29 protein-coding genes are annotated in these 26,233 nt (G+C 41.8%); 25 read left to right on the plus strand and 4 right to left on the minus strand.

Going from position 1 to position 26,233, the window contains the following annotated elements:
* Positions 1-5: 5 nt before the first annotated feature.
* The 3 genes from BMW45_RS21665 to BMW45_RS21675 all read left to right on the plus strand — a co-directional run bounded on the left by BMW45_RS21665 (position 6) and on the right by BMW45_RS21675 (position 2,045).
* Entirely contained in the window at positions 6-638 is a 633-nt protein-coding gene (locus tag BMW45_RS21665) for a nucleotidyltransferase domain-containing protein (protein WP_242883205.1), read from the plus strand.
* Positions 639-886: 248 nt separating this feature from the next.
* Positions 887-1,759, plus strand: coding sequence for a hypothetical protein (locus BMW45_RS21670; protein ID WP_092248881.1), 873 nt, complete (start codon positions 887-889; stop codon positions 1,757-1,759).
* A gap of 10 nt (positions 1,760-1,769) precedes the next feature.
* Positions 1,770-2,045, plus strand: coding sequence for a helix-turn-helix domain-containing protein (locus tag BMW45_RS21675; protein WP_092248884.1), 276 nt, complete (start codon positions 1,770-1,772; stop codon positions 2,043-2,045).
* Positions 2,046-2,548: 503 nt separating this feature from the next.
* Here BMW45_RS21675 and BMW45_RS21680 read toward each other — a convergent pair.
* Positions 2,549-3,142 carry a hypothetical protein gene (locus tag BMW45_RS21680; RefSeq protein WP_092248887.1) on the minus strand — a complete coding sequence of 198 codons (594 nt, stop codon included), beginning with the start codon at positions 3,140-3,142 and terminating at the stop codon, positions 2,549-2,551.
* Between the two features lie 503 nt (positions 3,143-3,645).
* Here BMW45_RS21680 and BMW45_RS21690 point away from each other — a divergent pair.
* The 12 genes from BMW45_RS21690 to BMW45_RS21745 all read left to right on the plus strand — a co-directional run bounded on the left by BMW45_RS21690 (position 3,646) and on the right by BMW45_RS21745 (position 14,077).
* On the plus strand, positions 3,646-4,302 hold the full coding sequence (locus tag BMW45_RS21690; protein ID WP_242883207.1) for a thioredoxin family protein: 657 nt from the start codon (positions 3,646-3,648) through the stop codon (positions 4,300-4,302).
* Between the two features lie 294 nt (positions 4,303-4,596).
* Positions 4,597-5,166 (plus strand): glycerol-3-phosphate responsive antiterminator, encoded by a 570-nt coding sequence (locus tag BMW45_RS21695; RefSeq protein WP_025232723.1) that lies wholly within the window; start codon positions 4,597-4,599, stop codon positions 5,164-5,166.
* An 85-nt stretch (positions 5,167-5,251) separates the two neighbouring features.
* Positions 5,252-6,760, plus strand: a complete 1,509-nt coding sequence (gene glpK, locus BMW45_RS21700) for a glycerol kinase GlpK (protein ID WP_092248897.1) — start codon at positions 5,252-5,254, stop codon at positions 6,758-6,760.
* Positions 6,761-6,814: 54 nt separating this feature from the next.
* Positions 6,815-7,528, plus strand: coding sequence for an MIP/aquaporin family protein (locus BMW45_RS21705; RefSeq protein ID WP_092248900.1), 714 nt, complete (start codon positions 6,815-6,817; stop codon positions 7,526-7,528).
* 138 nt (positions 7,529-7,666) lie between these two features.
* Complete coding sequence (locus BMW45_RS21710) at positions 7,667-9,103, plus strand: NAD(P)/FAD-dependent oxidoreductase (protein ID WP_092248903.1); 1,437 nt, start codon at positions 7,667-7,669, stop codon at positions 9,101-9,103.
* An 18-nt stretch (positions 9,104-9,121) separates the two neighbouring features.
* Entirely contained in the window at positions 9,122-10,387 is a 1,266-nt protein-coding gene (locus BMW45_RS21715; protein ID WP_092248906.1) for an NAD(P)/FAD-dependent oxidoreductase, read from the plus strand.
* 3 nt (positions 10,388-10,390) lie between these two features.
* Positions 10,391-10,750: a DUF1667 domain-containing protein gene (locus BMW45_RS21720; protein WP_025232728.1), complete on the plus strand. Its 360-nt coding sequence runs from the start codon at positions 10,391-10,393 to the stop codon at positions 10,748-10,750.
* Between the two features lie 59 nt (positions 10,751-10,809).
* Complete coding sequence (locus BMW45_RS21725; protein WP_092248909.1) at positions 10,810-11,013, plus strand: hypothetical protein; 204 nt, start codon at positions 10,810-10,812, stop codon at positions 11,011-11,013.
* Positions 11,014-11,048: 35 nt separating this feature from the next.
* Positions 11,049-12,035 (plus strand): dihydroxyacetone kinase subunit DhaK, encoded by a 987-nt coding sequence (dhaK, locus tag BMW45_RS21730; RefSeq protein WP_092248912.1) that lies wholly within the window; start codon positions 11,049-11,051, stop codon positions 12,033-12,035.
* An 83-nt stretch (positions 12,036-12,118) separates the two neighbouring features.
* The gene (gene dhaL / locus BMW45_RS21735; RefSeq protein WP_092248914.1) at positions 12,119-12,745 is read left to right on the plus strand and encodes a dihydroxyacetone kinase subunit DhaL; all 627 of its coding nucleotides are present in this window, start codon (positions 12,119-12,121) and stop codon (positions 12,743-12,745) included.
* Between the two features lie 17 nt (positions 12,746-12,762).
* Positions 12,763-13,143 (plus strand): dihydroxyacetone kinase phosphoryl donor subunit DhaM, encoded by a 381-nt coding sequence (gene dhaM / locus BMW45_RS21740; protein WP_025232732.1) that lies wholly within the window; start codon positions 12,763-12,765, stop codon positions 13,141-13,143.
* Positions 13,144-13,264: 121 nt separating this feature from the next.
* Positions 13,265-14,077, plus strand: coding sequence for an EcsC family protein (locus tag BMW45_RS21745; RefSeq protein WP_092248917.1), 813 nt, complete (start codon positions 13,265-13,267; stop codon positions 14,075-14,077).
* A 10-nt stretch (positions 14,078-14,087) separates the two neighbouring features.
* Here BMW45_RS21745 and BMW45_RS21750 read toward each other — a convergent pair whose 3' ends face one another.
* Together BMW45_RS21750 and BMW45_RS21755 are read right to left on the minus strand one after the other, a co-directional pair.
* Positions 14,088-14,801, minus strand: a complete 714-nt coding sequence (locus tag BMW45_RS21750) for an oxygen-binding di-iron domain-containing protein (RefSeq protein WP_092248920.1) — start codon at positions 14,799-14,801, stop codon at positions 14,088-14,090.
* Positions 14,802-14,833: 32 nt separating this feature from the next.
* Positions 14,834-15,490, minus strand: a complete 657-nt coding sequence (locus tag BMW45_RS21755) for a heterodisulfide reductase-related iron-sulfur binding cluster (RefSeq protein ID WP_092248923.1) — start codon at positions 15,488-15,490, stop codon at positions 14,834-14,836.
* Between the two features lie 106 nt (positions 15,491-15,596).
* Between BMW45_RS21755 and BMW45_RS21760 the strand changes: the two genes are divergently transcribed.
* Entirely contained in the window at positions 15,597-16,466 is an 870-nt protein-coding gene (locus tag BMW45_RS21760) for a LysR family transcriptional regulator (RefSeq protein WP_092248926.1), read from the plus strand.
* Entirely contained in the window at positions 16,463-16,615 is a 153-nt protein-coding gene (locus BMW45_RS28070; RefSeq protein ID WP_166433440.1) for a hypothetical protein, read from the plus strand. Before BMW45_RS21760 ends, BMW45_RS28070 begins: the two co-directional genes overlap by 4 nt.
* Positions 16,616-16,823: 208 nt before the next feature.
* On the opposite strand, the gene BMW45_RS21765 is transcribed toward BMW45_RS28070, so the two are convergent.
* Positions 16,824-17,399, minus strand: a complete 576-nt coding sequence (locus BMW45_RS21765; protein WP_092248929.1) for a TetR/AcrR family transcriptional regulator C-terminal domain-containing protein — start codon at positions 17,397-17,399, stop codon at positions 16,824-16,826.
* A 210-nt stretch (positions 17,400-17,609) separates the two neighbouring features.
* Between BMW45_RS21765 and BMW45_RS21770 the strand changes: the two genes are divergently transcribed.
* From BMW45_RS21770 to BMW45_RS21805, 8 genes are all read left to right on the plus strand, one after another.
* A complete protein-coding gene (locus BMW45_RS21770) occupies positions 17,610-18,311 on the plus strand; it encodes an ABC transporter ATP-binding protein (protein ID WP_092248932.1) in 702 nt (233 codons plus the stop codon).
* The gene (locus BMW45_RS21775) at positions 18,305-20,623 is read left to right on the plus strand and encodes an FtsX-like permease family protein (RefSeq protein WP_092248936.1); all 2,319 of its coding nucleotides are present in this window, start codon (positions 18,305-18,307) and stop codon (positions 20,621-20,623) included. The genes BMW45_RS21770 and BMW45_RS21775 overlap by 7 nt, the downstream gene beginning before the upstream one ends.
* A gap of 16 nt (positions 20,624-20,639) precedes the next feature.
* Complete coding sequence (locus tag BMW45_RS21780) at positions 20,640-21,662, plus strand: HlyD family secretion protein (RefSeq protein WP_092248939.1); 1,023 nt, start codon at positions 20,640-20,642, stop codon at positions 21,660-21,662.
* Between the two features lie 138 nt (positions 21,663-21,800).
* The gene (locus tag BMW45_RS21785) at positions 21,801-22,616 is read left to right on the plus strand and encodes a MurR/RpiR family transcriptional regulator (RefSeq protein ID WP_092248942.1); all 816 of its coding nucleotides are present in this window, start codon (positions 21,801-21,803) and stop codon (positions 22,614-22,616) included.
* Positions 22,617-22,908: 292 nt separating this feature from the next.
* Positions 22,909-23,811, plus strand: coding sequence for a PTS sugar transporter subunit IIAB (locus BMW45_RS21790; RefSeq protein ID WP_092248945.1), 903 nt, complete (start codon positions 22,909-22,911; stop codon positions 23,809-23,811).
* Between the two features lie 3 nt (positions 23,812-23,814).
* Positions 23,815-24,618 carry a PTS mannose/fructose/sorbose/N-acetylgalactosamine transporter subunit IIC gene (locus BMW45_RS21795; protein WP_025232742.1) on the plus strand — a complete coding sequence of 268 codons (804 nt, stop codon included), beginning with the start codon at positions 23,815-23,817 and terminating at the stop codon, positions 24,616-24,618.
* The gene (locus BMW45_RS21800) at positions 24,599-25,420 is read left to right on the plus strand and encodes a PTS system mannose/fructose/sorbose family transporter subunit IID (protein ID WP_092248948.1); all 822 of its coding nucleotides are present in this window, start codon (positions 24,599-24,601) and stop codon (positions 25,418-25,420) included. Before BMW45_RS21795 ends, BMW45_RS21800 begins: the two co-directional genes overlap by 20 nt.
* An 89-nt stretch (positions 25,421-25,509) precedes the next feature.
* Positions 25,510-26,214 carry an SIS domain-containing protein gene (locus BMW45_RS21805; RefSeq protein ID WP_092248951.1) on the plus strand — a complete coding sequence of 235 codons (705 nt, stop codon included), beginning with the start codon at positions 25,510-25,512 and terminating at the stop codon, positions 26,212-26,214.
* Positions 26,215-26,233 lie beyond the last annotated feature (19 nt).

Here is a 26,233-nt window from a genome sequence, read left to right on the forward strand (position 1 = left end):
TACAAGTGGTCCGGTTTATTTATGTCAGGAGAAAAGAAGATTATCTTAAACTCAATGAATCAAGAGATGTTATAGAATGGCAGCTTGATGAAGTGCTGGATATCAATGGTTGGGATTTAAAGAAAGCATTAAAGCAGTTTTACAGAGGAAATGCGACTTTATTTGAATGGAGTAAGTCCCCGATTGTATATAAGACAACAGATTTATGGAAACAGATATATGATGAGGCAAAAACCTACTTCTCTGTGAAAGCGGCAGCATATCATTATTATGGAACTGCAATTAGTACGTATAGCCAGTATTTGCAGGAAGAGTCGGTAAAATATAAAAAGTATTTTTATGCGTTAAGACCGCTGCTTGCAGGAAAATACATACATGAATACCAATGCCCGCCTCCAGTATCTTTTGATGATCTTATGAAAATGGATATGACGGCAGAACTGCGAAATGGAATTGACGAGCTGCTGGAAATTAAAAAAAGGAGCGATGAAAGAGAAAAATGCATGCAAATTCCGATTATCCGGGATTTCATCATCGATGAAATAGGAAGACAAAAGGCCTATGTGGAAGGTATTTCAGATGGCAGAAAGCGTGACTGGGAAAATCTAAATGATATTTTTCTAAAGATTTTGGGATAATTTTCAATAAAAGCAGCACCTGTTTATGTAGGGGCTGCTTTTTTAGTGTTCCTGGAGGGCAAACATTTAACGAGTAAAAGTATCTGATCCGAAAATTCAAATAACTATCTGGAATTAACACCGCAAGCTATTGTAATTTTATTCACAAAGTGATAATATAAATCATAAGTAGTAAGTAGTAAGTAGTAAGTAGTAAGTAGTAAGTAGTAAGTAAACCAAATTATTAATACAGTTAAAGGAGGATTATTATGGATTTAACATTATCAGAACGTTTTGTACTAATTGGCTTTAACGGTAATGAGAGCGAGCATAGAGAAACTGCTAAGCAGAATGTATTAAAAGTATTAGCTGCTGCTGTATTTTTGGAGGAAAACTACGACTCTGGGACGGGTAAATGGAACTTTAATGAAGAAGGAATTAAAGATGCCATGAAAAAAGCAGATAAAAAAGCATTGGAACGAACTTACGCGGAACGATTACAAAGCAAACAGCTGCTTTCTAAGGTTCCTAATTTGTTAGGCTGTGATTTATATTACGATAAAAATATTAAGCTAAAAACCTATGTAAGCGATTCAAGGGAGTATGAATGCCAGTTAGATTTATTAAGGGCTGAGTTTTTTGAAGATGGACCAATCTCAGAGGAAAGCATTATTTTGGTATGGCTGTTATTAGAGTCCCTTTGCTTCTTTCAGGTCTTTTCTGTCTATGAACAGAATATAATCACAGCGCGGATGACAGGCATTCGCAGTGAAAGTACCTTGGCAAAAGCACTTTATCCCATTGGGGTACGTTCTTTATGGGGGACTGTAGTGGCTGGTTTTTTACGTATGAAAAGCCAGGCAGCTGCTACTGAGACAGGAAAAGGCTTTAATTTCATATTCCCGTTCTTTGAAAGAAAACAATCGATCTTTATCGATACGGAAGAATATTTTCCAAACGCACAGATGCGATTGAAGAATGTATTGGATCGAATATCTTCACAGGGGCATGTATATGAGGTACTTCGAGAAGGGGCAGTTCCGGTTGTAAAAATTGATAATATTAAATATGAACTAATCCCTGAAGCAATCAGCGGCAGAATGCCAATTCATGGAGTAAGATTACGTCGTTACAATCTGTAAGGAGCTGGACATGTCAAGACAGCGAACAATTGAAAAAATAATGGAATCAGAATATGTATCAATCGGAGAATTGGTACGACTGACCGATACCAGATACAGTACCCTAAAGTTCTATACAGAAGAGGGGATGCTGCCTTTTGAACAGGCTGAAACGAATCTGACTAGGAGATTCAGACGTGTAGAAGCAATCACCCGTATTGAGGAAATAAGGGAAATGCGTCAGAGCGGCAAAACAATACCGCAGATAAAGGAACTGCTTCAGGAATCTGCGAAAGACCAGGAATAGATGAGATAGTAATTTCCAGAGGTCAATGTGGCCGGAGTGGAACAGAGGATTATAATGTAATTAAGATTGTAAGAATCAGGAGCAGATGTGTTTTGTCTGATAAAAGGGAGGAGCCGGCAAGATCGGGGGAATCCTGCCGGCTGTATGAAAAAAAGTTTTATTTTAAAGGGTTATTGGCCTCTTTACAGTTATTAATATACCTGTAAATTGTGACGGGAGTTTGATAAATCTGTGAAGAGTTTGTGAAAGGAAAGAAAAGTTAAAAACCATGGATTAATTTCTACACTCGAAAAACATCAGGCAGGGTCGAAGGTTTCTTGCCTTTCTCGATAAGAGAAATAAGTGGAAATAAAAATGCCCACCCTGTCTGCCAACAGGTTGGGCGGTGTCTGTAAGGATATTTAACTTTTAAACTTGGGAGCATTCACTTTTGGAGTGGATGCTTTCTTTTATATTTCCATTATAGTCAATTCTCTTCCCCAATTTAAAACATTAAGTAATAGTTATAATATTTGAACATGCAGAGCATCGGCTTCATTTGGAATAACCGAATTTTGAAAATTGATGTGAGCCACGATCACGTCTACTAATAAACCTGGATGAAGTGAACGAAGAGGAACAGGGTTACTGTCTTTGTCTCGAATCGTAGTTATGTTGCTGATATTAAATCTTATTTGATTATCTGTATTATTAGGATCGCCAGTAAAGAGAAAAGAGTTATCGATATCTACTTTTGCGATTCGGTCTATAATAAAGTTCAGTGGCGGCTGATCGTATGTCCTTGCAACAATTAAAGTTGCATCAGCCTGTGGTGGAGTGAGTCCTGCATTAATCGATGAAAATAAGGAATCTACCAACATGCCCTCTTCGATGTCGGATAATAATATATGATAGCCGTATGAATTTAGTATGACAGTGCTAATGGTTACATTAAGTCTTAAGGCTTCTGATATAGTTTCATTTTGTCCATAATTGGCGTAGAGAATGTCTAAATATCCGATATTATTATTAATAAGAAAAACCTCATCAACCACTGCATTATGGATTTGCAGCATTCGTCCAATTTGCGTGATTGTACCTGAATTACATATGTGCATTCGTGGCCTCTTAAGGATTTTACCAATTTTTATAATATATGCGTAAATAAATTTAAGATACGTGTTATTCCAAAGAAAGGGAAATTGAGTGACAGAAAATCAAGAGAGTGCCATTTCCGGAAGATATGATGCCGGTGCAGTGTAAATCAGTCACCCTCCGGAAAAGCTTAAAGGGGGGAATCAATACGACCAGCTGTATCTGGTCAGCTCCGCCAGCAAGACCTTTAACCTTTAACATGCCCGGCCTTGAAAGCTGATGGAAGGGCTTAAGAGGTTGAAGAGGGCTTTGGATAAGCTTTCGCTGATATAATGATAGAAAGATGCTCATTTTGTAAAAAATGCGGCGTCTTATTTCTCCAATAATATTTGTTGTGAGACAAATTAAAAAATTACTATTGATAGTCAGCATTTTTTTCGATAAAATAAGCTTGCAGAAGAATATTTATGATTGTATCTCAATCAATGAGGTATAGAAACTAACAACATATGAGGAGGTGCCTGTTATGCTTGATATTACAACAATATCGGCAGAAAGTGATTTGATTGATCAGGATCTGAAAGAGCAGTTGTCTGATATATTAAAAAAAATGAAAGACCCGGTGACGATCAAAGCGGTGGTGGATATATCACGGGAGAAAGATCTGCAGATGGCTTCATTTTTGAAAACGATTGTCTCTCTCAGTGAAAAGCTAGGCCTGGAGCTCTACTCCCCGGAGGAGGGGGATCAGGTTCCGGAGCTGGATACGACTTTTCTGCCGGTCACCGGTCTTTACAAGGCGGGAAGCTATGGCCGCTGTGCTTTTCACGGAATTCCGGGCGGGAAAGAAATCAATTCTTTTATTTTGGCTATATATAATCTTGCAGGTCCGGGGCAGAAGATATCGGGAGGCCTGCGAAAAAAGATTTTAAAGCTCAAATCAAAAACCAATATAAAGATATGTGTATCCTTGTCGTGTCATCATTGTCCTGGGGTAGTGGCGGCCTGTCAGCAGATTGCCATTTTAAATCCGGATATCGATGCGGAAATGATCGATGCGGCACTCTATACGGATCTGGTTACCAAGTATAATATTGAGCGTGTGCCGATGATCATATTCAATGATGAAGAAATCCATATGGGGAACAAAGCAATAGAGGAAATTGTCACATTGTTAAAATAATAACTAAAAATAAAAATAAAAATTTAAAATAATATACAAATTGTACAAAAATGTAGTTTAAGATGCCGATAAACTGTTTGATTTTGTAGAAAAAAATTTGAACTATTGAAAGAGCATATACAATGTGCTATATTGAGTTCAAGGTAATAATCATGCGGAGATGATGAGAGCATAGCAGAACAACAGAAATGTTGATTCTAAACTATGCTCTTTTTTCCGTTTCGGATAATTACTGGCAGGCTTTTGCGGCCAGATGTCAAAAAGGATATCGATGCAAAAAAGAGAGGAGCTCCAATGGACCAGAAATATTACGACTTGTTTGAGAGCAATCCGGTTATCGCGGCGGTAAAGGATATGAAAGGTCTTGCCGACTGCTGTAACATGGAGGAGATCCGGGTGGTATTTATCCTGTTCGGGGATATCTGCAATTTAAGTTCGATTGTTAAGCAGATCAAAGATGCGGATAAAGTAGCTATGGTACATATTGACCTGATTACCGGTTTAAGCGGTAGAGAAATTGCAGTTGATTTCATTAAGAATAATACGAAAGCGGACGGTATTATCTCAACGAAGCCGGCACTGATTAAGCGGGCCAGAGAATTATCATTATTTACAACATTAAGAATATTTGTCCTGGATTCGATGGCTTTTGAAAATATAGATAGGCTGATGAACGTAGCCAGGCCGGATATCATTGAAATATTGCCCGGTCTGATGCCAAAGGTGATTAGGAGGGTATGCAGTCTGGTCAAGGTGCCGGTGATAGCCGGAGGATTGATATCGGACAAAGAAGATGTGATGGAAGCCCTTGCAGCAGGTGCGATATCCGTATCCACAACCAATCCGATGGTATGGAAAATGTAAAAAGGAACTGAACTGTTTTGCAGAAAAGCAGTTGAGTATAAATGTCACTGAAGAATGGGATCAACGACTAAGAAGGAGGGTTTTTATGGCGAAGTATGTAATGGCATTGGACGCGGGTACGACAAGTAACAGATGTATCCTTTTTAACGAAAAGGGTGAGATGTGCAGTGTGGCACAAAAAGAATTCACACAATATTTTCCAAAGCCAGGCTGGGTAGAGCATGATGCAAATGAAATCTGGTCAACACAGCTTGGAGTTGCAGTTGAGGCTATATCAATGATCGGTGCACGCGCAGAAGATATCGCGGCAATCGGTATCACGAATCAGCGTGAAACAACAATTGTATGGGATAAGGAGACTGGGGAGCCCGTATATCATGCGATTGTATGGCAGTGCCGGAGAACCGCCGAATACTGTGACTCTTTGAAAGAAAAAGGCTTAGTTGACACCTTCCGGGCGAAAACAGGTTTAGTAATTGATGCTTATTTTTCAGCGACAAAGTTAAAATGGATTCTTGATAACGTAGAAGGTGTACGGGAACGTGCAGAAAAGGGTGAATTACTGTTTGGTACGGTAGAGACCTGGCTGATCTGGAAGCTGACGAAGGGTAAGGTTCATGTAACGGATTACTCCAATGCTTCCCGTACCATGATGTTTAACATCAATACGTTAATGTGGGATGATGAAATTCTGGCAGAACTTAATATCCCGAAATCAATGCTTCCGGAAGCTAAGCCATCGAGCTGCGTATATGGGGAAAGTGATCCGCAGTTTTTCGGCGGCATCATTCCGATCGGCGGCGCCGCAGGCGATCAGCAGGCCGCATTGTTTGGCCAGACTTGCTTTAATGCCGGTGAAGCAAAGAATACATATGGAACCGGATGCTTTATGCTGATGAACACCGGTGAGAAGCCGGTATTCTCTAAGAATGGTCTCGTAACAACGATTGCCTGGGGATTGGACGGCAAAGTGAATTATGCACTGGAAGGTTCAATCTTTGTGGCGGGTGCTGCGATTCAATGGCTGCGGGATGAATTAAAGCTGATCGATTCTGCTCAGGATTCCGAGTATATGGCAAAGAAGGTTAAGGATACCAACGGCTGTTATGTGGTTCCGGCGTTTACAGGTCTTGGTGCACCTCATTGGGATCAGTATGCCAGAGGTACTTTAGTTGGAATTACCCGTGGTGTAAACAAATATCATATTATCCGGGCAACTCTGGATTCCCTCTGCTATCAGGTAAACGATGTTCTGCAGGCGATGCGTGCTGACTCCGGCATTCAGCTGGCTGCTCTTAAGGTAGATGGTGGCGCAAGTGCCAACAATTATCTGATGCAGACGCAGGCAGATATCATTGATGCACCGGTTAACCGCCCACAATGTGTCGAGACGACCGCGATGGGAGCTGCATATCTGGCAGGGCTTGCAGTTGGCTACTGGGCAAATAAAGAAGAAGTCATTAATAACTGGGCAATTGATAAAACCTTTACTCCGGAAATCTCAGAGGATAAGAGGAAAACAATGATAAATGGCTGGAACAAAGCCGTTAAGTATTCTTTTGGATGGTCAAAGGAAGAAAAAAACGAAGACTAAAACTATTTTTGTAACTATTGACAGATTTGCAAAAATGAACAAGGGGGATACATTATGTTGCCATATATAGCAGAATTTATCGGAACAATGATTCTGATTCTTTTAGGCGATGGCGTTGTAGCAAACGTAACATTAAACAAGTCTGGTATGAAAGGTGCTGGTTCAATCCAAATTACCTTTGCATGGGGTCTTGCTGTTTTAATTCCGGCCTTTATCTTCGGCGCAGCTTCCGGTGCTCATTTTAATCCTGCAATAACAATTGCGTTAGCTTTGGATGGAAGCATGGCCTGGGGTCTGGTTCCCGGTTACATAGTGGCTCAGTTTGCCGGTGCATTTTGTGGGGCGGTTCTTGTTTATCTTCTCTTCAAGGATCAATTTGATGCAACGGAATCTCAAGCTACCAAGCTGGGTGTATTTTCAACAGGACCTGCCATTCCCAATATGGGACGCAACATTTTAAGTGAAGCTATCGGTACATTCGTACTGATGTTTAGTATTAAGGGTATTGCACAGGTTGGCGGCATTGCTACCGGTCTGGATAAATTCCTGGTATTTGGTATTATCGTTTCTGTTGGTATGTCTCTTGGCGGACTGACCGGATATGCGATTAATCCGGCTCGTGACCTTGGTCCGCGTATTGCCCACAGTGTTCTTCCGATTAAGGACAAAGGCGATTCTAACTGGGGATATGCTCCAGTTGTGATTGTCGGCCCGGTCATTGGTGCGGTTGCTGCGGTACTGCTGTATCAGGCAATTCCCTGGGCATAATATTGAGATAATCATATAACCATCCTGATCGATAATATCATATATGGATTGCGGGAGAATGGAGCGGCGCAAATAGGCGTGGAAACACGTCTTGTTTGTGCCGCTTCTGGTAATATATGAAAGGGAGGACACAAAAGTATGTATGACGTAATTATTATTGGAGCGGGTGTATCTGGCAGTGCCGTCGCACGCGAACTTTCCCGATATAAGGTGAATGCCTGCGTTCTGGAAAAGGAAGAAGATGTGTGCTGTGGCACCACCAAGGCCAACAGTGCCATCATCCATGCCGGCTATGATGCGGCAGAAGGATCCTTGATGGCCAGGCTGAATGTAGAAGGAAATCAAATAATGCCAGAGCTTTCTAAGGAGCTTGATATTCCTTTTGAGCAGTGCGGGTCTTTGGTTGTATGCCTGGATGAAGCATCGTTGCCGAATCTGCAGACCCTTTATGACCGGGGCGTTAAAAATGGTGTAAAGGATCTGGAAATCATTACAGACCAGGAAAGAATCAGGGAAATGGAGCCAAACCTGGCAGATGAGGTGATTGCAGTTTTATCTGCTCCGACAGCAGGGATTGTATGTCCCTTTCATTTGAATATTGCATTGGCAGAAAATGCTTATACCAATGGCATTGACTTTAAATTTGATACTGAGGTAGAGAGTATAACGCAGATCGAAGGTGGCTGGAAGCTGGAAACAAACAAGGGTGTGCATGAGACCCGGTATGTGGTGAACGCGGCCGGTGTTTATGCAGACCGCTTTCATAATATGGTCAGTGAATCAAAGATCCATATCACTCCCCGGCGGGGCGATTACTTTCTATTGGACAAAAACGCAGGAAAGCATGTGAAACGGACAATTTTTGCACTACCGAGTAAATATGGCAAGGGGGTACTGGTAACTCCTACGGTTCATGGAAATCTTATCATCGGCCCAACCGCAGTTGATATAGAGGATAAGGAAGGCACAGCGACCACCAGGGAGGGCCTTGATGAACTTTCAAAGGCCTGTCTGAACGTGAAGAATCTGCCGATGAGACAAGTGATCACTTCTTTTGCGGGCTTAAGGGCCCATGAAGACCATCATGAATTTATAATCCGGGAGCTTGATGATGCACCGGGTTTTGTGGACTGTGCAGGCATTGAATCGCCCGGTCTTACAAGCAGTCCGGCAATCGGCAAAATGGTAGCAGAAATTTTACGGGAAAAGCTGGATTTAAACGTAAATCCTGATTTTAACGGAACCCGAAAAGGAAACATTGATTTAGATACTTTGTCAAAAGAGGAGAAAGCAGCTCTGATTGAGAAGGAACCGGCATATGGCAATATTATCTGCCGCTGCGAAATGGTAACGGAAGGGGAGCTTTTAGACGCCATTCACCGGCCTTTGGGCGCCCGTACCTTAGATGGTATCAAACGCCGGACCAGGGCAGGAGCAGGACGCTGTCAGGCAGGTTTTTGCATGCCTAAAACAATGGAGATTCTGCACCGGGAACTGGGCATTCCCATGACAGAAATAACGAAATCCGGCGGGAATTCACAGCTGTTAGTCGGATATAACAAGGACAGAATATAAAAAGGGGGCGCGCTTCGGATGAAAGAATATGATATTGTGATAATTGGCGGCGGTCCTGCTGGCCTTGCTGCGGCGATTGCGGCCCGGGATAACGGCTCTGAAAGCATATTGATCCTGGAAAGGGATAAGGAGCTCGGAGGGATATTAAATCAGTGCATTCATAACGGTTTTGGACTGCATACATTTAAGGAAGAATTGACAGGGCCGGAATATGCGGCTCGTTTCACGGAACAAGTGGAAAAGCATAAGATTGAATATGTTCTAAATACAATGGTTATGGAAATCAGCCCTGACAAGGTAGTTACGGCAATGAACAGGGAGGAGGGACTGTTTGATATCCAGGCCAAGGCGGTCATCCTGGCGATGGGATGCAGAGAACGCTCCAGGGGAGCTCTCAATATACCTGGATACCGGCCGGCCGGTATTTTTTCAGCCGGTACAGCACAGCGCCTTGTAAATATGGAAGGCTACATGCCCGGGCGCGAAGTAGTGATTCTTGGATCCGGTGATATTGGATTGATTATGGCCAGACGACTGACTCTGGAAGGAGCCAAGGTTAAGGTGGTGGCTGAAATCATGCCATATTCCGGAGGGCTTAAAAGGAATATTGTCCAGTGCCTGGATGATTATGGAATTCCGCTTAAATTGAGCCACACGATAGTCGAGATCAGAGGCAGGGAGCGGCTGGAGGGAATTACTCTGGCGGCAGTGGATGACAGGGGGAAACCAATTGCAGGAACAGAAGAGGAATATTCCTGTGACACCTTGCTTTTATCGGTCGGGCTGATACCGGAAAATGAACTCTCCGGTGCCATGGGAGTGGTTTTAAATCCGGTCACATCAGGCCCGATTGTAGATGAAAGTCTGGAAACAAATGTGGAAGGAGTCTTTGCCTGCGGGAACGTGCTTCATGTGCATGATTTGGTGGATTTTGTTTCGGAAGAAGCTGCTGCTGCCGGAAAGAATGCTTCAGCATATGTGAAAAATGGAACGCAGAAAACGGGCGGCCGGGTAATCAGTCTTGAGGGAACTGATGGGGTCCGTTATACGGTTCCAAGCACGATTATCCCAGAACGTATGGAGGCAACTCAAATCGTTCGGTTCCGGGTTGGAAATGTTTATAAAAATTGCTATATCGGTGTATACTTTAATAACGAGAGGGTATTGCATCGGAAACGGATGGTGATGGCACCAGGAGAAATGGAAGAAATAAAGCTGGAAAAAGAAAAGTTACTGTTGCATCCGGATGTTGACAGGATTACAATAAGGATAGAGGAGGCATAGGTCATGGAAAAAAGAGAACTTATCTGTATCAGCTGTCCTATGGGCTGTCCTCTGACCGTGGAACTGGAAGGCGGAGAAATCGTGAACATTACAGGAAATACCTGTAATCGAGGTGAGGTATATGGCCGAAAGGAAGTTACCAATCCCACAAGGATCGTCACCTCCACCGTGAAGGTGGAAGGCGGTAAATCCGACATGGTATCGGTTAAAACCAGAGAGGATATACCCAAAGATAAAATCTTTGAATGTGTAAAAGCACTCAAAGGTATCACGGTGAAAGCGCCTGTCCGGATCGGCGATGTGATCCTGCCTGATGTGGCAGGAACAGGAGTAGATATCGTGGCGACGAAAGAGTGTAGATGACAGTGGGCCTTTTTGAGGCTCTGTGTTGCTGTGAATGATTAGTCGAAGGAGGACTTTCTATGAAGATTAAGAAAATGGATATCAACAATATGAACGGATTAACCGAAGATGAAGATACAACCTGCGGCTTGAATGACATGAATTGTCTTGGAGAAGAAGACGATAAAACCTGCGGTATCAATGATATGAACTGCTTAGAGGATGAAGAAGAGGATAAAACTTGCGGCTTAAATGATATGAATTGTTTGGGTGAAGATGAATAAATTCATAATATAATGAATGGACAAGGGGGTTCTCAATGAAAAAATTTATCAACGATACGGCATTGGTGGAAGAACAGATGATTTTAGGGATGGTGAAGGCTTATCCCCGGCATTTGAAAAAGCTGGATTGCGGTAATGTTGTTGTGCGGGCCGAGAAGAAAGAGGGTAAGGTGGCTTTAATCAGCGGCGGCGGAAGCGGGCATGAACCGGCTCATGGCGGCTTCGTCGGAACCGGAATGCTGGATGCCGCAGTTGCGGGTCCGGTCTTTACCTCCCCGACTCCGGATCAGATCTATGAGGGCATTAAAGCGGTCGCTACGGATGCTGGTGTGCTTATGATCGTAAAGAATTACACCGGTGATGTCATGAACTTTGAGATGGCCGCAGAGATGGCGGAGATGGAAGGCATCACCGTGAAGCATGTTGTCACGAATGATGATGTGGCAGTAAAGGACAGTCTTTATACGATCGGCCGCAGAGGAGTGGCAGGGACAGTCTTTGTGCATAAAATAGCAGGTGCTATGGCCGAGACTGGTGCAGATCTTGATCAAGTGCAGGCAACTGCGCAAAAAGTAATTGATAATGTAAGAACGATGGGAGCAGCGATTGAACCTTGTACGGTACCGGCTGCGGGGAAACCGGGATTTACCCTTTCCGATGATGAGATGGAAATCGGAATCGGCATCCACGGAGAGCCGGGAACCCATAAAGAGCCGGTTAAGAAGGCGGATGAGATCGTTGATATGCTGCTGAGTCAGATTCTTGAAGATATCGATTATGCAGGCAGCGAAGTAGCAGTTATGATTAATGGTGCCGGCGGAACACCGCTGATGGAGCTTTATATCATTAACAATCGTGTTACTGATGTTCTGGCAGAAAAAGGTATACGGATACATAAAACCTTTGTCGGAGAATATATGACCTCCATCGAAATGCAGGGCTTTTCAATCTCCCTTCTTCGTCTGGATGATGAAATGAAGCAGCTTTTAGATGCGGTCGCAGATACGCCTGCTTGGAAATAAAGGGATATTTTTTGTATTTTTTCAGTCCCCGCTTATTGCGGGGACTTTATCAATGTAAATATGGATCAGAAAGGTGGATTGCCATGGCAGACAGTAAAAAGGTATTAGAAATCATAAAAGCAATCAGTTTAAAAATGGAAGAACAAAAGGATTATCTTACGGAACTGGACCAGCCGATTGGAGACAGTGATCACGGTATTAACCTGGCCCGTGGTTTTGCTGCGGTAAATGAAAAGCTAACCGGTTTGGAAGGCAAGGATATCGGGACCATATTAAAGACAGTAGGAATGACGCTTGTTTCAACTGTCGGCGGGGCTTCTGGTCCGTTATACGGATCTGCTTTCATGAAGGCTGGACAGGCCATGGCTGGAAAGGAAGATGTGGATATCACCGATTTTCTGACGGTCATAAAGACTGCCATCGAAGCAGTAGAACAGCGTGGTAAGGCAGTGGTGGAGGAGGCGACCATGTTGGATGCTATGGTGCCGTCCTATCAGGCCATGGATCAGGCTGCTCAGGAAGGGAAAACAGTTGGGGAAGTTCTTAACGCAGGAGTCAAGGCAGCATGGTCAGGAGTGGAGCATACAAAGGATCTGATTGCCACCAAAGGCCGGGCCAGTTATGTGGGTGAACGGGGCCTGGGGCATCAGGACCCGGGGGCTACGTCTTATTCTTTTATGTTGGAAGTGATTTCTAAAGTGGCAGGCTGAAGGGAGGTGTATCATTGATGGTTGGATTAGTCATCGTATCTCACAGTGATTCGCTGGCAAAAAGTGTTGTGGAACTGACAAAAATCATGGCGTCCAATGCGCAGATTGCCCCGGCAGGCGGGCTCGAAGATGGAAGCTTTGGCACCAGCTTTGAGAAAATACAGGCTGCGATTGAATCTGTTTATACCGACGACGGAGTGTTGGTGCTCATGGATATGGGCAGTGCCGTCATGACCACTGAGATGGTAATCGAAATGCTGGAGGACAAAAAGGTGGAAATGGTAGATTGCCCATTAGTGGAAGGTGCGGTTGTAGCCTCCATAGATGCGGCTGCCGGAATGGATTTTGAAACGATTAAGGGAGATCTTGCGAAAGTAGGAGGGACCAGGAAGTTTTAAATATGGCAATAAGAGAGCTATGAACCACCGTAAAAAATGGTAACATAGCTCTTTTTGTATGATCAATGTTTGATAAAGTAATCTAAAACCAAGGACTCACGGAAAGGGGAGGCTGACATATATGAGACGGCAATTCGATAAGCAGGTGAAGCAGATAAAAAAAGAAGAAAATAAATTGCTTAACAAAAAGGAAAATCCATTATTAAAAGCTTCCATAGAGCCTGTTGCTGATAAAATTCAAAGTTATATTCCAAACAAACTGAAAACCGCCCTGGAGACGGCATTCTATAAAGGCTTCCGACTGGTTTTTGAAAAAGGTTATATTTATATAGAGAAAACTTATGATAAAGATAAGATACAGTTGGAATATGATTTAAATAATTATGCCATTGACAAAGTAACCAAAAGAAAATATTTGAAACGTCTGGACCGGCATTCCAAGCAGTCCCAGATGTTTAATTCTTCCATTTCTGTACTGGAAGGAGGAGTTTTGGGGGCATTAGGAATCGGCTTGCCAGATATCCCGCTTTTTTTATCCTTGGTCATGAAATCTGTTTATGAAATTGCTTTAAGCTATGGATATCATTATGAAACAGAGGAAGAAAAAGCTTATATCCTGCTTTTGATCTGTACTGCAATGGCGAAACAGGAGCAGCAGAAAGAATTCTATCAAAAACTTGAAAAATTAGGCGAGGACATCGATTATAAAATTATTCCGGAAATTAATTTGGACGAAATTATAAAAACTACAGCAGGAATACTATCGGAGTCGTTATTAACTGCAAAATTCATACAGGGTATCCCATTGATAGGAGCGGTGGGAGGCCTTGTTAATTATAGCATCATCCGTAAAATCAGTAAATTTGCCGGTGTGAAATATAAAAAGAGATATTACATGAATAAACAAAAACATGTTAAATCGTCCGATGTTTAAGCTAGAATAGCTATTGTTGCTCTGCTCCTTTCCATGCTTGAAGTAATTTCTTTATATATGGGCCTTTTAATGTTGAACCGTGCATTGTTGCCAGATAAGATATATCGAGTTGTTCAAGTCTTTTGGCAACCTTTATTAAATCCTTGCCATCAGGAATGAATCGTGCCTCTTCTTGAAACTCCAGTATTGTTTGTGTCATATCCTCTTCCGTTATTGGTACTCGTATGCCGCCATGCGCTCCAAGATCAGAGCTGAATAAAATGCCACTAGTTGTTTCAAAAAAGAGCATGGCATCCCAATTATGCGGAATGTGGGGCGTTTCAAGTATAAGAATGCTTCTGCGTCCAAGAGCAAGTAGTTGCCCATCTTCAACAAGCTCAGGTGCTTTCGATGAAAAATCCTCCACAGTATCCTGGCCAAACTCACCTACAAGTGGAATTGCATTAGGCGCTGCTTCCAGCCAATTATTAAGAGCACCACATTCATCGGATTCAAAGTGTGAGAATGCGAGATAGCTTAAATCCTCTAGCGGAATAAGTTCAGAAACAGCGGACTTGAGTGCCTCAAATAAATTTTTGCCGCCTGTATGAATGAGCATACTTTTTTTGTCCTTGATCAAAAAATGATTAAACTCAAAACCGCTTGCGGGGTCTAATCGATGTTCATCGAAGCTGATCGATATTCTGTATATATCTTTTTCTATCTCGTTAACGCGTGTTGTCATTATTCGTCCTCCTGTCAAATAAAATCTGAATGTCAATGTTTTTCAATGTAATCATTCAACCTGTCCCGCCAAGATTCGGGAGTTAGCTCATCCGGTATTGTTTCTTCATTAAAGAGCAGATCAAGAATGTAATGAGGCTTTTTCCCACCGATTGACATCGACCTAACACAATCAAGGCAATAAACCACAACATCTTCTCTCGGCATTTCATTGGCTCTTATTCTCATACGTTCATGGACACGTTTGACAGGAAGCGAATCATAAAAGCTGTCGCCGCAGCAAGATGCTTTATGGCGGGTGTTTTCAGGTTCGACAACACGGATATTCATGTGTGCCAAGAGCTTGCGAATAGCATTATGTACCCTTTCTTCGGTGCGGGTCGGGCAAGCATCGTGAACAGACATTTCCATTCCGTTATAATTCGGAAATGGAAAGGTTTTGCATTCCGCGATCACTTCCCATAGTGAGATAGTAGACACGCCCTCGTAAATCCCTCTAAACCGCCGATCACACCCCGGGCATGTATTGATTACTTTCGTATCGTTTTCTAACCTCGGCTCGTGCCTGCAACAAATCATATGTCCCTTCATATTGCTATCAACATATTCTCGTAAGAAACTCATTGTTTTATCCGCCAACGCTGGTTTATAAAGTAATAAAGCACACCCTGGCGCAAAAACTTCTTTCATTTAAATCACTCCTTCTCTCTATTTCCTATATCATAACTTAAATTAATTTATTTGTAAAATTGAATTAAATGAAGTATGCTATCAATATATTGAATGGAGGGCTAAGATGGACTTAAAAGAATTAAGATCATTTCAAACAATTTTGAAAGAAGGTAGTTTTTCAAAAGCGGCACAAAATCTTAACTATGCACAATCTACGGTTACTACACAAATTCAGAAATTAGAAAAAGAAATTGGATTCAGCTTGTTTGACCGAGGGGCAGAAATTAAGCTAACAGCTCAAGGCGAATTATTCGCCAAAGAAGTGGATAGTCTTATTGACCACTGGCATTATGTGATTGAGCATTCAAGCAAGGTAGAAAAGGAAGAAGTTGGAATACTTAATATTGGTATAAATGAAACTGTTGCTATTCATATTTTGTCAAAGGCCATAAAGAAATTCAGAGAGATCAAACCACATATAATCTGCAATTTTGTAGTAAACAACTCATGTGAGCTTTGTGAAAATCTCAACAGGCAAACCATAGACTTTGCCATTGGCAGTTATCCTGCCGATATTACCACTTCCTATTATTTTGAAGAGCTTTATAAGGAAAAAATGTGTTTTATCATTTCAAGAAAATATGCTGAAACCATGAACTGCATAACTTCTCTTGAGGAATTATCAAATTATCCCTTGCTAATTGGTGGAGAAAGATGCTTATATAATTTGAAATTCAGAAAATCGTATTCCCATGTTAATACAACGCCTTTTTGCTATACTGTCAGCCAAATTACCGCAATACCATATTTAATTCACGAATTCCCTTCTGTCGGTGTAGTTATATCAAACCCTGCATTTTCCGATGATGTTATAGAGCTTCCGATAGAAATGGAGGACCCTTTTATCCCCATAGGCATCATACTTAGTGATAATTCCAAGTATTTATCAAATGCCAAAAGTACATTTTTAGATATTGTCAGGGGACTTGTTTGATAAATATAACACTCAAAGCACTGTTTGCTGTGATAGGTAATTTTTCTTCATGGTGGAGAAACAAAGAATTACAGGATAATTTTGAGCTGGCAGAAGATGAAAACTGGTCAGATCGTGTTGAAAGCAGCAATAAGCAGATCTTCGGCTAGAGGAAGATCTGCTTTTTATATGAGCTGTGAGAGGATTCATGGCGAAAGCTTCTTGAGATCTATTTTAAAAAATACTTATCTTGACTATAAGCTTTCTGTGCAGTCATAATACAGCTTTTCTTGACATGCCTGGAATTTGCATTATAATATAAAAAAAAGGGAAAAGACCGAAATCTGTAAAAAACAGTTGATAGACCATGAGTCAAGATCAGAGTTCTTTTTCCGCATTGTTCAATGCATATTCGATAGAACCGAATAAGGTAATATGTACATACCGGATAATTTTTTGTTTATCATAATGTTCTTTATCACGTAACCAGTTAATAAGAAGAGATGCAAGCGCTTCTGTATAGAAATTCACCAGAAATGCTTGGTAGTCTTTTGGAACCTTTTTACCTTCCGACAACTGGTCCACAATGTTTTGGATGATAAATAGAAAGTCTTTCTGGAAAAAACGTTTTAATTCGTCCCGGCCAATGGCATCGAAGGCACAGTTGCAAATCAGTTTATTTTTTTCCACATAGTCCAGAACAAATTGGATTGCATCATAATAATTTACGATCAGATCATATTGCTTAACGACTTCGATCGCTTCTTCTTCAAAAATCCATTTAATCAGATGATAGATATCCCTAAAGTGATAATAAAAGGTCTTCCGGTTTATACCGCAGTCCTCAATGATTTCCCTAACTGTGATTTTATCCAGGGGCTTTTTTTCCATAATTATTTTTAGCGATGCCGCAATGGCTTTTTTTGTCATTAAAGTTGTGGTCTCATGCTTCATAGATATCCTCCTGATGGATTGATTATATAACCCCACCTTAAAAAAATCAATAAAACGTCTGTATTTAGCCAACAATTAACCGGGTTTTGTCCGTATTTCACACAAAACCGGGTTAATTGACCGTACCATAAATTGTTTTTAAGTATTATATTAATGAAATGCAGGAGGAATGAGATCGACTGTATTCAGCTGCAAAAGGAGGAATCTGACATGAGTTTTATCGAATTAAAAGATATAGAGCGGGAATATCACGTGGGAGGCAGCATCATAAAAGCAGTGGATGGAATCAGCTTTGAAATAGAAAAGGGATCCTTTAATGTGATCCTCGGTCAGAGCGGAGCTGGTAAAACAACCATTTTGAATATGCTTGGAGGCATGGACAGCCCAACAAAGGGGACTATTCTGGTGGGAGATACCAGGGTTTCCGGAATGACAGAAAAAGAGCTGACTGCATATCGGAGGCACAGGATTGGGTTTGTATTTCAGTTTTATAATCTGGTACCGAATTTAACCGCTCTTGAAAATATTCAGCTGGCGAGAGAGATCTGTAAGGATCCTCTGGATGCAAGGGAGATACTGAACCGGGTAGGATTAAGCGACAGAAAGGATAATTTCCCCAGTCAGATGTCCGGAGGGGAGCAGCAGAGGGTTTCCATTGCCAGGGCGCTTGCGAAAAATCCCGATATTATACTGTGTGATGAACCAACGGGTGCGCTGGATTCCGGAACAGGGAGAAAGGTTCTTAAATCAATCAGAGATATTGCAAGAGATATGGATAAAACAGTAATCATTGTCACACATAATGCACCTATAGCGGATATGGCTCAGAAGGTCATACATATGAGAGATGGAAAGGTTTATGAGATAAGGCAGAATCTGGAACCAAAGGACGTGGAGGAGATTGTATGGTAAAACATACGCTGTTTATTAAATCCCTGCGGGATATGAAAAAATCCCTGGTCCAGTTTGTATCCATATTTTTAATGTCGATGATTGCCATCAGCATCGTAACAGGTCTGGACAGTATTTGGATGACGATGAAGCTGCGCTCCGAGGGCATGTATCAAAGCACAGGCTTATCAGACCTATGGCTGACGGCATCAAATCCGTCAGAGAGGGATATGTGGAAAGCAGAGCGCCTGAAAGGGGTAAAGAAAGCGGAAAGACGCCTGGTTATTAACTGTGATGCAGATCTTCCGGACTCCCCGGTATTACGGATTTATGCCATGCCCTCGGGCTATACGATGGATATGCCCTATAAGACGGAAGGCCGTCAGACGACAAAGCGCGGAGCTGTATTAGACCAGTCCTTTGCCAAAGCTCACGGCCTTTCTGTCGGGGATAAAATCAGTGTGAAGTTGAATGAAGTATGGCTTGAATTTCCCATTGAAGAGCTGGCGTTAAATAGTGAACATATATTATCCATTCAGGATTCCTCTTCTATGATTCCTGATTCCAGAAAATATGGCTTTATCATGGTGGATATTGAGGCTGTCGGCAAAGCATTCGGCGGTCAGAAGGTGTATAACCAGGTTTCTGTCCGCTTGACGGCTGATGCAAAGGAAGCTGATGTAAAAGCAGGATTGGAGCAGATATTCGGTGACCGTTTGGGAGGTATTGTAAATCATACAGATCATACCAGTCTGGAAAATACCTATGCAAGAATGAATCTATTCCGAATTCTGTCAATGATATTCCCCAGTATTTTCTTTCTCGTTACGGCACTGATTACACTGAGCACCATGGTACGTCTGGTGGAGGATCAGAGGAATCAGATTGGTATTTTAAAAGCTTCCGGTTATGAGAAACGGGTGATCATGTGGCATTATACCTCCTATGGCATATATGTCGGAGTTTTGGGTGCAATTTCAGGCGTCATAGCAGGTCCAAATATCATAGGAAGAATTTTAATGAGCAACTTAAAATCGCTCTTTGTTTTTCCTGATTACAGTCTGGAACTGAATGTTGTTAAAATAATATTATGTACGCTGTTGATTGTGATCAGCACAGGAGGAATCTCCTGTTACTCCTGCTTAAAGCTTCTTGGGGAAGTTCCTGCAGAGCTGCTGCGGACAAAGCCTCCTAAAAAAGGGAATCATATTCTTCTGGAACGCTTTACCGGAATATGGGATTCCATGAAATTCAGCAGTAAGCTGGTTGCCAGGAATATTTCAAAGAATAAGGCCCGTATGGGAATGAGCATATTGGGGGTCATGGGCTGTTCCGGTCTGATCATAGGAGCCTTATCTTTAAAGACCATGATAAATGGTCTGTCAGAGCAGACGTTTGGCGAAATGTACACCTATGACCAGCGTCTGAAGCTGGACAGGGGAGTCAGCCACCGCTTTATTAAAAATTTAAAGATTGATGGGGATTTTCAGGATATGGAGGAAACGAGTGTTCAGGTGACCACGGATTCCGGTATGAGGAAGGTGGTAAAACTGACGCTATTGCCGGAAGAAAGTCCTCTGATATATCTGACTGACCTAAAAGGACAGCAGATTTCTGTACCGGATGAAGGAATCATTATCACCCGTAAACTTTCGGAGCTTTTAGGAGCATCCGAAGGAGACAGAGTAGAACTGAAAATACCTGGTGAAGGCAATAAAACGGTTAAGATAATAGGGATAGCCAGTATGACGATCGGTCAGGGTATCTATGCCCGCGACAGCTACTGGGAAGCCCTGGGCGGAGATTATGAGCCGGGTTATCTTCTGGTAAAATGGAATGCTGAGCCGGATCAGAACATACTGAACAGCAGCAGGATCGTCCGCGCAGTTTTAAGAACCCAGCAGAAAAAGGATTTTGAATCGAATATCAATATTGTAAATGTTGCCGCAATCATGCTGATTGTCAGCGGAAGCAGCCTGGCTTTTGTTGTTATTTATAATATGAGTAATTTAAACTTTTTTGAAAGAGTCCGGGATCTGGCAACACTGAAGGTCCTTGGATTCTATGAAAAAGAAATACGCTATCTGGTGCTTTTTGAAAATTTCATATCAACAGTCGCCGGAATCGTCCTGGGGATACCGGTTGGTAAAATGATAACCACTATTTTTGTTGCCGGATTCGGGGATGATTTTGATTTAAACGGCAGCCTGAGTATCGTAAACATTGGGATCTCAGCAGTGATGACCCTGTTATTCATGATTTTGGTTAACACAGTTGTATCAAGAAAAATGAAACGGATTGATATGCTGGAAGCACTGAAAAGCGTAGAATAATCGAGGAGGATGAAGAATGAAAAAGAAATATATTTGGAAACATGGTGTTGCAATGTTCCTGTGTGCAAGCCTGCTGGTGACGGGATGCGGCGGAAAGAAAGCAGATAGCGCCGGTGAAAGACAGCAGGCGGAGACGGAACAGGAGCAAAACAGAGAGATCGATGCCTGGGGTGAAGTAAAATACCGCACTTCTTACCAGATGGTCATTGATTTTCCGGCAATTGTGGATTCGATAGAAGTGAAAGAAGGAGATGTGGTCCATAAAGGAGATGTCCTTGCAATATTAAATATGGATGAGTTTACAAAGACAATTGCCAAACTGGAAGATCAGAGAACTGCAGGGGAAGCGGCTTTAGAAGGAATTGATCAGAATACTGCCGGCGTAACGGCTCAGATCGGCTCGCAGAGAAGAAATGTGGAGGTAGCCCAGACAGATTTGAATCATGCAAAGGTATTATTTGATGCAGGGGATATCTCTAAAACAGATTATGACAAATATGTGACTAATTTAGAATCCCAGAAAGCCGGCTTAAAAGTGCTGGAGGTTCAGTTGGATCAGCTGACAAAGAGCAACAGCAGCAACTTAAACCAACAGGCCAGCAGCAATGCGGCCCTTGATAAGGAACTGGATATTTATAAGTCTCGACTGAATAAGCCTTATTTGAAAGGAAATCAGATCGTTTCCAATGTAGAGAATGGAATCGTTAAAAATATAACGGTAGAAAATGGGACAATTCTCGGCAGTGATTCAAAACAGATACTGGTTATGGATATCATTGACCAGGATTCTGCATACATCAGTGCGGAAGTTGACGAAGAGTATATCAGTGAGATCACTTTGGATTCTTCGGTCAGGATCGTTCCGGTCATGAATCCGGATTTGGAGCTGAAAGGTTCCGTATCCCAGATTGCTGCCATGGCGGAGGAAAAGGACGGAAACCGGATTATAAAGGTTTGGGTCCTGCCTGATGATGAGGAAAAAATATTAAAGCCGGGATATACGGTAGATGTTTATTTTACAGATAAGGAACCGGAATAAAAAACTAATAAAGAGCTTCCCGGGACACGGAAGAATATTCGGTGAAAGCTGAGGATAAAGAAGTTGACAAATTTGGAATATACAATATACTTACTATAAAAGAAATATAGACATTTCTTGCATTGGGGATGATGATGGATGTATATTGTAGCTTATCGTTTGTTAAATTTACTGAATGACTGTGAGTTTGGTTCTACGGATGCACATATCGCGAAAAATCTGCTGGATATGATATACGAGGTTGAATTTATGCCGATTGATCAGGTCGCGGCAAAATGCCACATTTCCAAGTCAACACTTTCTAAATTCATAAAGCGCCTTGGTTTTGAGGATTACAAAGAGTTTAGGGATAATGTGAGGAATGAGAAGAAAAGAAGCAGATATACCGGAAACGAACAAAAATTGTCGATGAACGAGTTTATTGAAGCACAAGGAATTGAACGATATTTGAATATCCTATCTGGTGATATTAAGAATTTTCTGTCCGGAATTAATATGGTACAGATTCAAAAACTGGCAGAAGCAATTTATGATTATGATAAAGTTGCTGCATTCGGAGCCGTTTATTCGGAAACGGTTGCTATGGATTTTATGTATATGTTTGCTGAGGAGAGGAAATATATAAAAACAAATCTCTTTGATACAAAGCAGGAACAATTTATTAATCAGGCAGATGAGGATACTCTGATTATTATATTTTCTAATTCTGGACAGTACATCTATCGGGATGGGCTGAAAGCTTTGAATTCATCCAAATTATTTATCAAAAAAACCAAGGGCCGGATAGCACTTATTACTTCGAACAAAGCGGCTGCATATGACCCCTGTATCACATACCCGGTCTTATATCACTTAACGACGGATGTGCAGAATCATCTGATTGTTGAACGTATCGTCGTGAATCTGATTGTGGACAGCTACAGAAAAGTCAGGATAGAGAAAAGTGAAAAATAGATAAACCGATAAAAGACAGACTTTCATGAAGAGTCTGTTTTTTTTGTTAAAAATAACTAAATTTTGTTTGGATAATTAAGGTGAAGTTGCTAAAAAAGTTTCCAAAAAGCGAAATTCAAAGATTTTTGAAATGATTTTATTTATAATGAGTTGCAAGTCGTTATGTATAATAAGTTGTTAAATTTAGTCATGAAAGGAGTTAGAGATGTACGAGGGCTATAAATAGCCGTAGAATTATGGGGAGGGTGACATTGCCAATAAAAAGATAGTGAAAACGTTAGGAGGAAGGGATATGTATTTTATTATTGCTTCGCATGGCGAATATGCCGAGGCCTGTAAAAAGAGCTGCGAAATGATTACTGGAGCAGCACCCCAGTTTTTAGTAGTGACTTTTACAGAAGAAATGACGAAAGAATCGGTTGAGAGTGCTTACAGAAAGATTCTTGAGGAAAAAGGAGCAGAACAGTGTCAGGCGATTATTACTGACATAAAGGGGGGGACGCCTTATAATGCAGCAATTGTCATAAGACATGAGTATCCATCTGTTGCGCTGGTATCAGGACTATGTCTGGGCATGCTGATTGCATTGAATGTAGGTGATACGCTGGAGAATGCGATTGAACAGTCAAGGGAAATAATTACCGGAGAAGGGGTATCTGCCGTAAAACAGACTACGAAAGTAGTTGAATCTTCTGAACCGGTGGAAAATAACGGGATCGTGAATTTCAGACTGGATGAACGTCTGATTCACGGTCAGGTGGCAACCTTCTGGACACGTACTCTAGGCGTTACAAGAATTATGATAGTAGACAACAATATCTTGATTGATGAAATTGGCAAAAATGCTCTGCAGGCAGCAGTTCCGTCAGGTATCAGGCTAAGCGTCCTGTCAGTAGCTAATGCAGCGAGGAGGCTGAACAAAGGTGCGTACGCAGGACAGAGAGTATTCCTCATAGTAAGGAGGACGGATACAATCCGTGAATTACTTGATGCAGGGGTCAAAGTAAAGGAAGTAAACATTGGAAACATGGGAGTGAAAGACGGACGGAAGCAAATAACTAAATCCGTATACTGCACGAAGGAAGAAATTAAGGATATTCTGGATATAGAGAAATCCGGCGTGCGGGTATATGCCCAGATGGTACCGAATGACGATAAGAAGAAATTCACATCTTTTTTAAACAAGGAGGCATAGAGAATGGGAATTCAAGTGTGGCAGATTCTAGTATTGACATTATTAGCTTTCTTTTTTATTTGTGAAGGATTATCTACTTCTATATTTGCAAACCAACCGGTTATCATTGGGACAATTACCGGTATTGTTATGGGCGATATAGGAACAGGACTGGCAGTAGGGGCGACTCTTCAGCTGATGATCCTTGGAGTAGGTACATATGGAGGGGCATCCATACCTGATTATGTAACTGGAGCCATGATTGGGACCGTATTTGCAATCACGTCGGGAAAAGGAATGGAGTTTGGTATGGGACTGGCGGTGCCTGTAGGACTTTTGATGGTACAGCTTGATGTCCTTGCAAGATTTTCCAATGTGTTCTTTTCCAAGAGAGTCGAGGCAGCAATAGAAAGATTGGACTTTAAGGGGATTACAAGGAATACATGGCTGGGAGCTTTTTCGTGGGGGCTTTCCAGAGCAATTCCGGTTTTCCTGATGTTGATTTTCGGGCAGAACCTTGTAAATGCCATTACAGAGTATATGCCGGAATGGTTAATGAGCGGTCTGTCAGTTGCAGGAGGACTGCTTCCTGCAGTGGGCATTGCAATCCTGCTTAGATATCTTCCTGTTAAAAATTACATTGCTTATCTGCTCATTGGATTCATTGCAGCAGCGTACTTGAAAGTACCTATGGTTGGAGTAGCAATCATGGGAGTTGCATTAGCAATCATCGCATTTAAGCAGGAGGCGGCGAAAAACCAGAACGTTGTTGTAGTAAATCAGGGTGCAGTTCAGGAGGGATTGTTAGATGGAGAATATGAAGATTAATCAGGAAAAGATTACAAGCCAGGATATAAATAGTGTAAGCAAACGATGGATTCTGGCATCACAGATTACATGGAACTATGAAAAGATGATGGCAATAGGCTATCTATATTCCATACTCCCGGTTCTGCGTAAATTATATAAAAAAGATGATGAGTTAAAAGCAGCAATGAGAAATCATGTGCAGTTTTTTAACACGACTCCCCATATGGGCGGATTTATACTGGGCATTGATGTTGCAACAGAGGCAGAAGGAAAAAACAGCAGCACAGATGGGGTTGAAACCGCAAATGGCATTAAAACAGGTCTGATGGGGCCTTTTGCAGGCGTCGGTGATACCATATTTGGAGTCCTGATACCGACGATTTGCGGTTCCATAGCCGCATATATGGGACAGCAGGGGAATGTGACAGGTGTCGTTATCTGGATATTGGTTAACATTGCAATCATGGCATTCCGTTATATCACAGTTGGAATTGGATACAGAGAGGGAACAAAATTAATTGTTTCTGCAAAAGATAAACTGGACGCATTGACAAGTGCGGCAACACTGCTTGGTATTACCGTGGTCGGTGCTTTGATTCCGACTGTAGTAAATGCGAATGTTACAGCAACGTTTATATCTGGAGATGTCACTTTGGCAGGACAGGACATTTTAGACCAGATCATGCCAAGCCTTGTTCCGGTTCTGGTTGTAGCCGCGATCTATGTTTTACTTGGTAAGAAAAAGATGACCTCTACGAAGGCAATCTTGATTGTTATGGCAGCATCCATCATATTTGCTGCAATTGGATTTTTGGGATAAACAGACAACATATCGTTTCCAGCAATGGGCAGAAATGTTCCGGTCAGGGAATGGTGGATAAATTAAATGATACAGTTAGGAGAGATATTATGGGATTAGAGTTTTTTAACAAATCAAAAAAGATTATGGAACAACTGGAGGCAGCAGAACAGGAGCACATTCATGAGGCGGCTATATTAGTTTCTGATTCTATCAGAAACGGAGGAATCCTGCAGGCATTTGGTAGCGGGCATTCCTATGCAGGTGCAATTGAAGTATGCGGAAGAGCAGGAGGCTTGATTCCAAGCAAGCTTATCCGTGACAAGGCGGAAGGAATGTATGAGAGTGTGGAAGGTAATGCTCCGTTTTTAATGCGGCAGGTGAACATAGGAGAGAATGATATTTTCATTCTGATCTCTAACTCCGGCAGAAACCCATTCGCAATAGAAATGGCTGATTACATAAAGAAAAAAGGCAACAAGCTGATCGTAGTAACTGCACTGGAAGTATCAAAAAGCTCAACTTCCAGACATTCTTCCGGTAAGCTTTTATATGAGTTCGCAGATGTGGTTTTGGATAACCATTCCACATTTGGGGATGCAGCCCTGGAAGTTGAAGGGTTGGACTACAAAGTTTGCGGAACCTCTTCACTCAGCACATGCCTTCTTCTGCAGCAAATGATTTATGAAGCGGTACAAGATATGATGGCAAAAGGATATGAGCCTCCGGTTTACAAGAGCGCTAATATTGACGGAGGAAGAGAATTTAATAATACTCTTGAACAGAAATATGCAGATAGAATCTGGCATATTTAAAAACAAAGAGTGCCTGTGA

Origin of the sequence: Lacrimispora sphenoides (assembly GCF_900105215.1) — a bacterium.
Taxonomy (GTDB): domain Bacteria; phylum Bacillota; class Clostridia; order Lachnospirales; family Lachnospiraceae; genus Lacrimispora; species Lacrimispora sphenoides_A.